This is a genomic window from Pedobacter agri PB92, from assembly GCF_000258495.1.
In the GTDB taxonomy this organism is placed as follows: Bacteria; Bacteroidota; Bacteroidia; order Sphingobacteriales; family Sphingobacteriaceae; genus Pedobacter; species Pedobacter agri.
Genome location: NZ_AJLG01000020.1, coordinates 25,546 through 39,468, shown reverse-complemented (window position 1 = coordinate 39,468; position 13,923 = coordinate 25,546). Strand labels below are relative to the sequence as shown.

Genomic DNA, 13,923 nt, shown 5'->3' with positions numbered 1-13,923 from the left:
GCGCAAGATGGATATTTCTGAGGATTTATATTTTGATGTGATCCGTCAGAAAACAGCTTCGTTAATTGCCTCTTGTTGTGCTGCAGGTGCGGCATCGGCCGGGGCCAGTGATGAAACGATTGAGCAGATGCGCTTGTTTGGTGAGAAAGTGGGTATCGCCTTTCAAATTAAGGATGATACTTTTGATTTCGGAACAGACGATGTGGGTAAGCCCATAGGTATCGATATTAAAGAAAAGAAAGTAACCTTGCCTTTAATTTATGCGCTAAATAAAGCAGAAAAATCTGAACGGAAAAAGATCATCAATCTGGTTAAAAATCATCAGGATGATCCGGTTAAGATTCAGCAAATTATTGACTTTGTAAATGCACAACAAGGTGTTTATTATGCCAACCAGAAAATGCTGGAATACCAGAATGCCGCGTTCGATATTTTGCATCAATTTGATGCCGGAGAGGCGAGGACCGGTCTTGAACAATTAGTACTTTATACTACCGAACGTAAAAAATAATGAGCAGCGAATTACTCTTCAGTTTAGGTTTCCTTTTATTTATTGTACTTATTTTGGCCTTAGATTTAGGTCTTTTTAGTAAAAAAGAACATGTAATTAGCTTAAAGCAAGCTGGCATCATGAGTGTAATTATGATCGGACTTGCGCTCGGTTTTTACTTCCTATTACTTACCGAAGGCCACCAGCTGCATGGCATAAGAGATTTTGCACACTTGCAGGAAATTGTAACCAATCATCAGCATCACATTAAACTTATTCCTGATGATTTCGAAGCAAGTTTAGCAGTGTACCGACAGAATTTAGGTTTAGAATTTTTAACTGGTTACGTTATTGAATATGCACTTTCGGTAGATAATATCTTTGTTATTGTACTCATTTTCTCTGCCTTTGCCGTTGAGGAGAAATACTACCATCGTGTACTGTTCTGGGGTATTTTGGGTGCCATTATCATGCGTTTCATTTTTATTTTTGTGGGTGCGGCTTTAATTGCAAAATTTGCATGGATCCTTTACATCTTCGGTGCTTTCCTGGTTTTTACAGGAATAAAAATGTTTTTTAGTAAAGATGAAGAAAAAATCGATCCTGAAAATCATCCGGTAGTGAAGTGGGCGTCGAAAATATTTTCGATTCACCCAAAGTATGAAGGCAAAAATTTCTTCGTAACCATTAACCATAAAAGGTATGTTACACCGTTATTCCTGGTTTTATTGATTGTAGAATTCACCGATTTGCTTTTCGCAGTCGATTCCATTCCTGCCATTTTCGCGGTCACGAAAGATCCGTACATTGTGTTTTTCTCCAATATTTTTGCCATCATGGGTTTACGTTCCATGTTCTTTTTGCTGGTAAATATTATTCATAAATTCCATTATTTGAAAACAGGCCTGGCTATTTTGTTGGCGTTTATCGGCGTGAAAATGTTAGGACATACTTACCTCGAAAAAATTGGTTTTACCACTGAACATTCGCTAATTGTGATCTTAAGTATTTTGGTAATTAGTATTGTCGCATCGCTTGTTTTCCCGAAAAAAGTGGCGCATCAATAAAGGATTTTAACCACTTAAGACATATAAGAACATCTTAGCTTGTGTTTTTTTGTTAATTCTTTTTATGACTTAGAAAGCAAAAACAGTAATTTATTTTAATGTTCGTCCTGCTTTTCGTTTCAATCTTTTTGCTCAATGGCTGTCATGCTGAAGCATGAAGCATCTGTTTCATCGGCTGCAGATGCTTCGTACCTCAGCATGACAGGTAATTAATGTTTCTGCAAACAAAAAGTATTTCCACTACAATCACGTTTATAAACTTCGGTTGGTTATATTTCAGTTGCTTTGAATTTCTCTCGCAAATTTTGCAGATTTTGAATTATTAAATCTGCGGTTATCACGTTAAATCTGCGTGAATATATATATGTCGTAAAGCAAAATAAACGTTACAGCTTAACTGCTCAATGTAATTTTTGTATTTTCAGCAATTAATTCAGTAACCAAAACCCATGAAATACTTCTTTTCCACCGCACTTATTTGCAGTGTGCTTTTCGCTAATGCGCAAGATCAATTCGGCAATGTTTTCTCGAAAATTAATGCTGATGTTCAGCAGAACTCCAAAGCCTATCAAACCCTTAAACACGAAACGGAAACGATCGGTCATCGGTTAACAGGATCAGCAAATGGAGCGAAGGCAGAACAGTATGCTTATGATTTGCTAAAATCTTATGGATGTGACGTAAAGTTCCAACCTTTTGAAGTGGAGAGCTGGGCAAGAAAAACAGTTGATGTATCGATTGGTACCGATAAAAACAGTTTGACTCAAGTTAAAGCAGTGACACTTGCGCATTCTCCTGTTAGTGCAAACATCACCGGCGATATTGTTGATGCCGGCAACGGAATGGAAGTTGACTATCAAACCAATCCGTCAAAGTTTAAAGGGAAAATTGCGTTGATATATTTAGGTGTTTTGCCGGGTTCCCCAGCTGGAACAAAATCACTTCACCGTTCCGAAAAGACAGCCATTGCAACCAAATATGGTGCGACTGGTGTAATCATCATTAATACGGTAAAAAATGGTGTGTTGTTAACCGGAACAGCATCGGTTACAGGTAAGCTAATTCCAATTCCTGCAGTTTGTATCGGTTTAGAAGATGGAATGGCTCTTAAAGAAAAATTAAAGAGTCAAGCACAAATGGCGCATATCGGCATGACTAACTTTTCGGGTTTAATTAAAGCGAGAAATGTAGTAGCTACTTTTAAAGGGACTGAATTGCCTAAAGATAAAATCGTTGTAGGAGGTCATTTAGATAGCTGGGATTTATCAACAGGTGCAATTGATAATGGAATCGGTTCCTTTGCGGTGATGGATATGGCCCGGACTTTCAAAAAACTCAATTTGAAAACCAAACGCACTGTTGAGTTTGTATTATTCATGGGCGAAGAGCAGGGGTTATTAGGCTCTAAAGCTTATATCAATCAGTCTAAGAAAGATAAAAACCTCGATCAGGTAAAGTTTATGTTGAATTACGATATGACGAATGATCCGAAAGGATTCTCAACCTCGAGAGCTGAAATGAAAGAATTATTTACAGCCTGGGGTGCAGATATTGTAAAAATAGATACCGGATTTAAAAACCTGTTTAACGCTGGCGCAGGTTTGCATAGCGATCATCAGCCATTTATGTTAGAAGGTATCCCTACAGGCGGCGGAGCAGGCGGTAAGTTGCCAAATAACTCAGGCCCATTTTATCACTCAGACGGAGACAGTTTTAAGCTGGTTGATGAACAAGGCCTAAAGAACACAGTCCGTTATAGTGCCATGCTTACCTACGCGTTGGCAAATACACCGAAAATTCCGGTAGGTGTGCAAAGCGAAGAAGAATTGAAGACATTTTTAGAATCGCAAAACTTGAAAGAGCCATTAACCATTGCTGGCGAATGGCGCTGGAAATAGTTTTACATTAAAATACCTTACATCATTTAACCCGTCATTTCGACTGAAGCAGTAAAGCTTTTTACGCTTTGTTTATTGAAATGACGGGTTTTACTTTTAAATATTTTACTTTCCACTTTAAACTCTTACCCACTTATATAGCTTTCCAGCTGGGTGATTGTTTGTTTCTGATCGGCAATTATAAATTTCACCATATCACCGATCGATAGCATACCTATCACTTCCTCATTCACTACGATAGGTAAATGACGAATGTGTTTTTCGGTCATCAACTCCATACAATAATCAATCGAATCGCTTAGGGTGATGGTGATCGGGTTTGGCGTCATCACTTCGTTTATTAAGGTATCTTTTGAAGACTTACCCTGAAGAATGATTTTCCTGGCATAATCACGTTCAGTAAAAATACCCGAAAGCTTTTCATTCTTCATTACCAGTACAGCGCTGATGTTTTTATCAGTCATTACTTTCAAGGCATCCAGCACAGAAATGGTTTCAGGCACTGCGATAATTCTTGGCTGTTTGGTGTCCAATAAATGTTTAACGGTTTTCATAATGGTTTATTTGGTTAAATCAATTTAAGAAATTATTAGCTGCAAATCAAATTTGTTTTGAAAGGGTTAGCAAGCAGTTTTGAAATAAACCTGATGGTACGAAAAGCCTCCAATTTTTTCAATTGGAGCTTGTAGGGACAGCAGGACTGAACTAACCGAAGAAATGCAGGATATGCTTTGCAAAATCTTAATATCAATATACACTATTTTACATTCCGTAAACCTGTGTGCGCTTTTAAATATTTGGCTTTCACAAAGCTATGCCGTAACTTTGCAGCACATTTAAAACAAATAAAATATGTCATCAGTAGAGACAACTTATATCCCTTACAAAGTTAAGGACATTTCACTGGCAGATTGGGGCCGTAAAGAAATCGAATTAGCCGAAGCAGAAATGCCAGGTTTAATGAGTTTACGTAAAGAATTCGGTCCAACTCAACCGTTAAAAGGTGCTCGTATTGCAGGTTGTCTGCACATGACTATCCAAACGGCTGTTTTAATCGAAACATTAGTGGCTTTAGGTGCTGAAGTTACCTGGTCATCTTGCAATATTTTTTCTACACAGGATCATGCTGCTGCTGCTATTGCTGCTGCTGGTATTCAGGTTTACGCTTGGAAAGGCTTAAACGAAGAAGAATTTGATTGGTGTATTGAGCAAACTTTACATTTCGGTCCGGAGCAACAACCATTAAACATGATTTTGGATGATGGTGGTGATTTAACCAATATGGTTTTTGATAAATATCCTGAGCTAATTGCAGCAATTAAAGGTTTATCAGAAGAAACGACTACTGGTGTACACCGTTTGTACGAGCGTATGAAAAACGGAACATTGCACTTGCCTGCAATTAACGTTAACGATTCTGTAACTAAATCTAAATTCGATAACAAATACGGATGCCGTGAATCATTGGTTGATGCCATTCGTCGTGCAACTGACGTAATGATGGCTGGTAAAGTAGCTGTTGTTTGCGGTTATGGCGATGTGGGTAAAGGTTCAGCAGAATCTTTAAGTTCACAAGGCGTACGTGTAATCGTTACTGAAATTGATCCAATTTGTGCTTTACAAGCTGCAATGGAAGGTTACGAAGTTAAAAAATTCGCTACTGCCGTTAAAGAAGCAGATATTATTGTAACTACAACTGGTAACCGTGATATCGTTCGTGGCGAGCATTTCTTAACCATGAAAGATAAAGCCATCGTTTGTAATATTGGTCACTTTGATAACGAAATCGACGTTGCCTGGTTAAACGCTAACTATGGTTCAACTAAAGTTGAGATTAAACCACAGGTAGATAAATATACTATCGAAGGTAAAGACATCATTTTATTGGCTGAAGGTCGTTTGGTAAACTTAGGTTGTGCAACGGGTCACCCAAGTTTTGTAATGAGTAACTCATTCACCAACCAAACTTTAGCACAGTTAGAGCTTTGGACGAACACTGACAAATACGAAAACAAAGTTTACGTTTTACCTAAGTATTTAGATGAAAAAGTTGCTCGTTTACACTTGGAAAAAATTGGTGTAGAGTTAGATGTTTTAGATCAACACCAGGCTGATTATATCGGTGTACCTGTTGAAGGTCCGTTCAAATCAGACGAATACCGTTACTAATCGCTTCTCGTCATTGCGAGGAACGAAGCAATCTCATTCTTGAGTTGCTTAAAGGGATGTGCAAATTGCATGTCCCTTTTTTATTTTGCTTGTTATCTTGAGCCGGTTGAAAAATTTGAACTTCCGTGTTTCCGTGGCAAAAAAAGAAATCTTTTGAAAACGTTGGCTTAGTAATTCTCCGGCAATTTCAGCCCTGCTGTACACTTTACTCCTCCCGATGAAATATCGGGATCCGTGTTCGTTTCCATCAGGTTTATTTTACAAAGGATTGAAGTTCTTTTGCGCCTCAAAACCTACATTTGAAAAAAATAATACAATGAAAACCCTCGCCATTATCTTACTTTTTTCAGCTTTTGCATTCACGGGCAAAGCACAAACTGCATCTAAAAAATCAAGTGCGGATCGGGAAATTACTAAACAGATTGTTGATATCGCCTGCGGCGAATGTCAGTTTAAAATGAAAGGCAAAAGTTGTGATCTGGCTATCAGAATAGATGGCAAATCTTATTTCGTTGACGGAAAGAATATTGATGATTTTGGCGATGCACATGGAAAACATGGCTTCTGCAATGCAGTAAATAAAGCAGAGGTTTCAGGTAAAATTGTCAACAACCGATTTAAAGCCAGCAATATCAGGTTGCTAAGTAAATAAATAATAATATTATAGCAAATTGAGCCTTTCAAAATATTGAGAGGCTTTTTTATTTAAAAAAAGTAGTCACGTGCTGTCACATTTTACTTTTTATGGTGTCTTATATCTGAGTTGAGGGAAAAAACTCAATACCAAACAAACAAACAAAAATAAATTTCAGATATGAAAACCTATTTATTGATATTGCTGTGTGTTTTATCTACGAAAGTCTTCGCACAAGAGAGTGTTAAGCTCAGCGGTAAAATCATCGAAGAAAAAACAAACCAACCCATAGAATACGTTGGCGTTATTTTAATGAACAAAGCTGATACAACTAAAAAGATTGGGGTAGTAAGCGATAAAACCGGACTATTCTTTTTCACCGGGTTAACAAACGGCGATTATGCCATCAGAATATCGGCAATGGGATATAATTCAGTTTCTAAAATGATCAGTATTAAAGGAAAAAGCATTGATTTAGGAACCATAAAAATGAAAGAAGATGCCATTGCACTAAAGGATGTTTCTGTAGCCGGTCGATATGCATCTGCAACAATTAAAAAAGATACAGTAGAATTTAATGCCGACGCCTATAAGACACAACCCAATGCTGCAGTTGAAGATTTATTAAAGAAACTACCTGGTGTAACCATTGATAAAGATGGCAGTATTATGGTTCAGGGGCAAAAGGTAACCCGCTTAACTGTAGATGGAAAAGATTTCTTTGGCACAGACCCGAAAACAGCTACCAAAAATCTTCCTGCCGAGGTGATCGCCAAAGTGCAGTTAATTGATAGTAAAACTTTAGAAGCTAAAGCAACGGGCATTGATGATGGACAACGGGAAAAGGTGCTCAACCTAACCATTAAAGAAGATAAGAAAAATGGTTGGTTTGGTAATGCCAATTTATCGGGAGGAACTACTGATCGCTATAGTGGTTATTTGAGTGCCAATCATTTTACTAAAAAGATGCAGTTTGCAGTTTTGGGTATGAGCAATAACGTAAGTAACGCCAGTTTTCAATATGAAGATTTAAATAGCTTTACCGGTGGGAATATCGGGAATCTTTTTGCCCCACCGGGTGGTGGCGGTTTCTCCATTAATGTAAATAATGGCCGTACAACCATTGGTGGTTCTGGCGTTTTCGATAACAGTGCCATGGGAGAGGTGACCACTAATAGTGGCGGGTTGAACTTTAGCAATAGCTGGGGAGCAAAAGATAAACTGACGTTGAGCAGCAGCTATTTTACTTATTTTAGCAAGGGTTTGGGTAACCGGTTTTCAAATGTGCAGGATATCAATCAGGATGATGTGCTGAGAACCGATGAAATATCGAATCGAAATTCTGATAATCAGGCACACCGTTTTAATTTCAAGGTTGAATATCACCCAGATTCATTAACGGATCTTACTTTCCGATCGAACGCTATTCTGAACTATACAACTAATATCAATAACCGGAATTTTAATACAGCTTTTGATCTGACAGGAAAAATTAATGATGGTAATCAGTTGTTGGATCAGCGGAATTCCACCCCTTCATTTTTTGGAGAACTTTCTGCAACACGCCGTTTAAAAAAAGGCTCAATCATTATTGGTTTAAACGGAACTCAAAATACATTTAATTCCAATTGGTTAAATCAATCGTTGATTAATAACTATAGTGGAGGTATTGTCGATATTACGGATTTAAATCAACAGGCAGAACAGCAGAATAAATCACAAAATTACAGTATCGCGGTGAATTACATTCGTCCTATTATTGATAAAAAGCTAAACAGCAACATCGCTTACATCCGGAATGAGGGTAAAGTAGCAGCTGAGCAATTAACCTTGAGCTATAATCCTTTAAACAATACTTATGATACAGTAGTTCCTGATTTTTCAAATACGCTTGAGAACCATACCTGGACACAAACCGCCAGACTCGGACTTGTATATAACCGCACCGAATGGACCTATAATTTTGGGTTAGGTTTTCAGGAAACAGGCTTAGATGCTTCTACATTCAGCAGTGCGGGAATCAATACCAATAATATCGATAAAAAATATTACAACATTTTGCCTCGCTTAAATATTAGCTTCAGAAATAAAAACAAACATACGCTACAGATTAACTATAATGCAAATGTGAATCTGCCATCGGTAAATGATTTGCAGCCAGTTCAAAATAACAGCAACCCACTTTACCAACGGGAAGGCAATCCTGATTTAGAAGCGAGAAAAAGCCATCGCATGTCAGTTAACTTTAATACTTTCAGTGCCGACAATAACAAATACTGGAACGGTTACTTTTTGGTTAACTATGCTTTGGATGATGTTGGGAATAACATCAATTATATTGATGGTGTACAATTTGTAAAACCTGTGAATGTTGATGGGAACTATTATATCAATGCGGGAACATTTTTTGGGCAACCGACAAAATTAAAAGGAATGCGTATTGGCTATGGTCTTAACATATCAATGTCGCATAATACCTCTTTCATTAATAGTGAAAAAAATACCACAAACAGATACAATTTTGGCCCAAATACGAACTTAAGTTATGATATCGATGATAAATTAAATGCTGGAATTTATCTTGGTGTACAATATAGTAAAGTAAATAACTCGCAACCAGGTGCGCTTGATAATAAATACTTTAATTTTTTTAATAGTGCAAGTCTAAGTTACGAGTTTATTAAAAACACCAGGATTAATGCAGAGTTAAATCATAATGGAGCAGCAGGCAGGGCCGATGGATTTAACAACAATGTTTTTTTGTTGAATGCAGGCCTGGAGCAATATTTTATGCAAAGAAGAATTACTTTGGCTTTGAAAGGATTTGATATTTTGAATCAGAATACTAATATTGATCGAACGGTAAATGGCAGTAGGATAGAGGATATCCGATTTAATACAATCACAAGGTATTTCTATGTTTCTTTAAATTATAAAATTACTAAAGTTGGCGCCAAGAGCGAAAGAAGTAATCCAAGAAGTACTGTTAATTAGGTGCAAAAAAAATGCTCACGAACATTATCAAGTCTTCGGGCATTTTTTATTCTTTAATAAATTCTATCTTTAATTAAAAATTCACGCTCATATGAAAAAACATATTCTATTCATTTTTGCTGCTTTTTGCCTTTTTCTTTTTTCAAATTGTAAAAAGGGAAAGATTAATAAGTTAAATAGCATCAGCTATGGTACATCTTTTGGAATGTGCACAGGCTATTGTGCTCAAAGTATCGTAATCAGCGATTCGAAGCTTACTTTTTCAAAAACTAAAAACGGGTCCACGCCAGATACGAAAATATGTTCTAAAAGCATTTCTGCTACTGAAATTAATGAAATCAAAAATTTATTAGTAGCAAACCAGCTTTCTAATTTACCTGAAAGGATTGGTTGCCCGGATTGTGCTGACGGCGGAGCGGAATGGGTTTCGGTAACGGCAGACGGAAAACAGTATAAAATAACCTATGAATATGGTAAAGCACCGAAAGAATTGGCAGGAGCAGTTGCCAAATTAAAGGTTCTTAAAGATAGCTTTAAGGATTGTAATTAATTTAATTATTTGGTTGGTGGAAACACCAACCGATAATTTATAACAAAAAGCTTTGGCTAGATCTTGAACAAATTCAACATGCTGATCTTTGTCCTAACTTGACAAATACCAACAACCAATGTTTTCGCTGCCACCTAGACCCGACCTAAGCGGAGGTGTTTGTCATGCTAAGCTTGTCGAAGCACAAAATCGTAGTACTAGCGTAGAAAATGTACCATTGAGTTTTTTTTAGAAAAACAATCAACGCTCTTACATCACTGAAACATGTTCAGGATGATGAAGGTAAATTCTGGATTATCTAAAATCCGCAACTCCCTATCCTTCAACTTAAATGTTATCTTCTTAACCATAAAATTTTTTCTCCTAACCCCTTGATTTATAAAAAGAATTGTTCTACTTTTGCAGTCCGTTTTATGGGCTATCTGCGAGGATGCCGGGGGAGCGGTAAATTTTTAATAAAAACATAAAAAGCACAATGCCAACTATTCAACAATTAGTTAGAAAAGGTAGAGTAGCACTGGAGTTCAAGAGTAAGTCTCCAGCGTTGGACAGCTGTCCACAGCGAAGAGGTGTATGTACACGTGTGTACACCACTACCCCTAAAAAACCAAACTCAGCAATGCGTAAAGTAGCCCGCGTTCGTTTAACGAACGGTAAAGAGGTGAATGCTTACATTCCTGGAGAAGGTCACAACTTACAAGAGCACTCAATCGTTTTGATTCGTGGTGGTCGTGTTAAAGATTTACCAGGTGTACGTTACCACATTATCCGTGGTGCATTAGATACATCAGGCGTTGCTGGTCGTAACCAACGTCGTTCGAAATATGGTACTAAACGTCCTAAACCAGGTCAAGCTGCTGCTGCACCTGCTAAAGGAAAGAAAAAATAATCGGGAGGAAATAAGAAATGAGAAAGTCAAAACCAAAAAAGAGAATTATTCTTCCTGATCCAAAATTTAATGATGTTCAGGTAACTCGTTTTGTGAACAATATGATGTACGATGGAAAAAAATCTATCGCTTACTCTATTTTCTATGATGCTGTTGAAATTGCTGAGAAAAAAGCAGGTGAAAACGGTTTAGAAATTTTCAAACGTGCTTTAACTAACATTATGCCAGCTGTAGAGGTTAAATCTCGTCGTGTTGGTGGTGCTAACTTCCAGGTTCCAACTGAGGTTAGACCAGAACGTAAAACAGCTCTTGGTATGAAATGGTTAATTTTATACGCTCGCAAACGTGGTGAAAAAACCATGAAAGAGAAATTAGCTGGTGAAATGGTAGCTGCTGCTAAAGGTGAAGGTGCTGCTGTTAAGAAGAAAGAAGATACGCACAAAATGGCTGAGGCTAACAAAGCGTTCTCTCACTTCAGATTCTAAATATTAAAATGATTGAATGATTGGATTTTGAATGAGCGAGTGGTTTTATATCATTCTCCTATTCTCTAATTCAATCATTCGCTAATTATAAACAATGGCAAGAGATTTAAAATTTACAAGAAATATCGGAATCGCAGCTCACATTGATGCAGGTAAAACTACAACAACTGAGCGTATCCTTTATTATGCTGGTGTGAGTCACAAAATTGGTGAGGTGCACGAAGGTGCTGCAACAATGGACTGGATGGCACAAGAGCAAGAGCGTGGTATTACCATTACTTCTGCTGCTACAACTGTTGGTTGGAAGTATAGAAACCAGAATTATCACATTAACATTATCGATACACCAGGACACGTAGATTTTACCGTTGAGGTAAACCGTTCGTTACGTGTATTAGATGGTTTAGTGTTTTTATTTTCTGCTGTTGATGGTGTAGAGCCTCAATCAGAAACTAACTGGCGTTTGGCTAACAACTATAATGTTGCCCGTATCGGTTTCGTTAATAAAATGGACCGTTCTGGAGCTGACTTCTTGAAAGTTGTTAAGCAGGTTAAAGATATGTTAGGTTCTAACGCAGTTCCATTGCAGTTACCTATCGGTTCTGAAGATAACTTTAAAGGTGTGGTTGATTTAATCAACAACCGTGGTATTGTTTGGAATGAGCATGATAAAGGTATGACCTTTACTGAAGTGCCAATTCCTGATGATATGTTAGACGAAGTTGCGGAGTGGAGAGAGAAATTATTAGAATCAGTAGCTGATTATGATGAGACATTGATGGAGAAATTCTTCGATGATCCAAACTCAATCACTGAGCGTGAAATTTTAGACGCTTTACGTGCTGCGGTACTAGATGCTAAAATTGTTCCTATGGTTTGTGGTTCATCTTTCAAAAACAAAGGTGTACAAACCATGCTTGATTATGTAATGGAATTATTACCTTCTCCTTTAGATTCTGAAGGTGTTGTTGGTACTAACCCAAATACAGATCAGGAAGTTTTATTAAAACCATCAGAAAGCGAACCATTTGCAGCATTAGCATTTAAAATTGCAACTGACCCATTCGTAGGTCGTTTATGTTTCATCCGTGTTTATTCAGGTAACTTAGAAGCTGGTTCATACGTTTACAATACTCGTTCGAACAACAAAGAGCGTATTTCTCGTATCTTCCAAATGCATGCTAACAAGCAAAACCCAATTCCTAACGTAGGTGCTGGTGATATTGCTGCGGTAGTAGGCTTTAAAGATATCAAAACTGGTGATACACTTTGTGATGAGAAAAATCCAATCGTTCTTGAATCGATGGTATTCCCTGAGCCAGTTATCGGTTTAGCTATTGAGCCTAAAACTCAGGCTGACGTTGATAAATTAGGTATGGGCTTATCTAAATTAGCTGAAGAAGATCCTACATTCAGAGTACAAACAGATCAGGAAACTGGTCAAACTGTTATCTCAGGTATGGGTGAGCTTCACTTAGATATCTTGATCGATCGTTTAAAACGTGAGTTTAAAGTAGAAGTTAACCAAGGTGCGCCACAAGTAGCTTACAAAGAGGCAATCTTCGGTTCTACGCAACACCGCGAAACATACAAAAAACAATCAGGTGGTCGTGGTAAATTCGCGGATATCCAGGTTGTAATTTCGCCAATCGATTCTGATTTCGAAAAAGGTGGTTTACAATTCGTAAACGAAATTACAGGTGGTTCAATTCCACGTGAATTTATCCCTTCAGTAGAGAAAGGTTTTGCATCGGCAATGGCTAACGGTGTGTTAGCAGGTTATCCGCTTCCTGATATGAAAGTACGTTTGATTGATGGTTCATTCCACGCAGTCGATTCAGATGCTTTATCATTCGAGCTTGCTGCCCGTATGGCATATCGTGAGGCTTTACCTAAATGTAAGCCAACTTTGATGGAGCCAATCATGAAAATCGAGATCTTAACCCCTGAAGAAAACATGGGTGATGTGATCGGTGATATGAACCGTCGTCGTGGTCAGTTATTAGGTATGGATACCCGTAACGGATCTCAGGTAATTAAAGCAACTGTGCCTCTTTCTGAAATGTTTGGTTATGTAACGCAGTTACGTACAATCACTTCAGGTCGTGCAACTTCAACGATGGAATTTGACCACTATGAAGCAGCACCTAAGAACGTACAAGATGAAGTAATTGCTAAATCTAAAGGTAGAATTAAGTCTGAAGACTAATTAGTCGCAAGTACTTAGTATCAAGTATCAAGACAGGTTTTCAGTCTTGATACTCGATACTTTTGTCTTGATACTAAAAATGATAAATCCGATTTCTGTTGTTAATAGCTCTAACAGGAAATCATAATTAAAAATAAGATGAGCCAAAGAATCAGAATTAAATTAAAATCTTACGATTACAACTTAGTAGATAAATCTGCTGAGAAAATCGTAAAAACTGTTAAGCCTACGGGTGCAGTTGTAAGTGGACCGATTCCACTTCCTACAGAGAAAAAAATCTTTACTGTATTGCGTTCTCCACACGTAAACAAAAAAGCTAGAGAGCAGTTCCAATTATGCGCTTACAAACGTTTGTTGGATATTTATAGCTCTAACTCTAAAACAGTTGATGCTTTAATGAAACTTGAATTACCTAGTGGTGTTGAAGTTGAAATCAAAGTTTAATTGATTTTAAATCGTTTTAAAAAAGGTCTTGATGCAAATCAAGGCCTTTTTTGTTTAGTTACTGTTTTGAAACAAAAGTGGCTCTGGAGGGTTT

At 37.4% G+C, this 13,923-nt stretch carries 12 protein-coding genes; 11 read left to right on the top strand and 1 reads right to left on the bottom strand.

Features of this window, described 5'->3' with window-relative positions; all coding sequences use genetic code 11:
* From ON09_RS04845 to ON09_RS04835, 3 genes are all read left to right on the top strand, one after another.
* A partial coding sequence (locus ON09_RS04845) for a polyprenyl synthetase family protein (protein ID WP_010599933.1) occupies positions 1-511 on the top strand: 511 nt, incomplete at its 5' end.
* Entirely contained in the window at positions 511-1,557 is a 1,047-nt protein-coding gene (locus ON09_RS04840; protein WP_010599932.1) for a TerC family protein, read from the top strand. The genes ON09_RS04845 and ON09_RS04840, both read left to right, overlap by 1 nt.
* Positions 1,558-2,006: 449 nt before the next feature.
* Positions 2,007-3,455: a M28 family peptidase gene (locus ON09_RS04835; RefSeq protein ID WP_010599931.1), complete on the top strand. Its 1,449-nt coding sequence runs from the start codon at positions 2,007-2,009 to the stop codon at positions 3,453-3,455.
* A 125-nt stretch (positions 3,456-3,580) separates the two neighbouring features.
* Here the strand turns inward: ON09_RS04835 and ON09_RS04830 are convergent, their stop codons facing one another.
* Complete coding sequence (locus tag ON09_RS04830) at positions 3,581-4,009, bottom strand: CBS domain-containing protein (RefSeq protein WP_010599930.1); 429 nt, start codon at positions 4,007-4,009, stop codon at positions 3,581-3,583.
* A gap of 298 nt (positions 4,010-4,307) precedes the next feature.
* Between ON09_RS04830 and ahcY the strand changes: the two genes are divergently transcribed.
* From ahcY to rpsJ, 8 genes are all read left to right on the top strand, one after another.
* A complete protein-coding gene (ahcY, locus tag ON09_RS04825; RefSeq protein WP_010599929.1) occupies positions 4,308-5,624 on the top strand; it encodes an adenosylhomocysteinase in 1,317 nt (438 codons plus the stop codon).
* 316 nt (positions 5,625-5,940) lie between these two features.
* On the top strand, positions 5,941-6,276 hold the full coding sequence (locus tag ON09_RS04820) for a DUF6370 family protein (protein WP_010599928.1): 336 nt from the start codon (positions 5,941-5,943) through the stop codon (positions 6,274-6,276).
* Between the two features lie 162 nt (positions 6,277-6,438).
* A complete protein-coding gene (locus ON09_RS04815) occupies positions 6,439-9,252 on the top strand; it encodes a TonB-dependent receptor (protein WP_010599927.1) in 2,814 nt (937 codons plus the stop codon).
* Between the two features lie 91 nt (positions 9,253-9,343).
* Positions 9,344-9,802 carry a hypothetical protein gene (locus ON09_RS04810; protein ID WP_010599926.1) on the top strand — a complete coding sequence of 153 codons (459 nt, stop codon included), beginning with the start codon at positions 9,344-9,346 and terminating at the stop codon, positions 9,800-9,802.
* A 475-nt stretch (positions 9,803-10,277) separates the two neighbouring features.
* On the top strand, positions 10,278-10,691 hold the full coding sequence (gene rpsL / locus ON09_RS04805) for a 30S ribosomal protein S12 (protein WP_010599925.1): 414 nt from the start codon (positions 10,278-10,280) through the stop codon (positions 10,689-10,691).
* 17 nt (positions 10,692-10,708) lie between these two features.
* Complete coding sequence (rpsG, locus tag ON09_RS04800) at positions 10,709-11,176, top strand: 30S ribosomal protein S7 (protein ID WP_010599924.1); 468 nt, start codon at positions 10,709-10,711, stop codon at positions 11,174-11,176.
* Positions 11,177-11,270: 94 nt separating this feature from the next.
* A complete protein-coding gene (fusA, locus tag ON09_RS04795; RefSeq protein WP_010599923.1) occupies positions 11,271-13,385 on the top strand; it encodes an elongation factor G in 2,115 nt (704 codons plus the stop codon).
* A gap of 138 nt (positions 13,386-13,523) precedes the next feature.
* Positions 13,524-13,829, top strand: a complete 306-nt coding sequence (gene rpsJ / locus ON09_RS04790) for a 30S ribosomal protein S10 (protein ID WP_008244591.1) — start codon at positions 13,524-13,526, stop codon at positions 13,827-13,829.
* Positions 13,830-13,923: the final 94 nt, after the last annotated feature.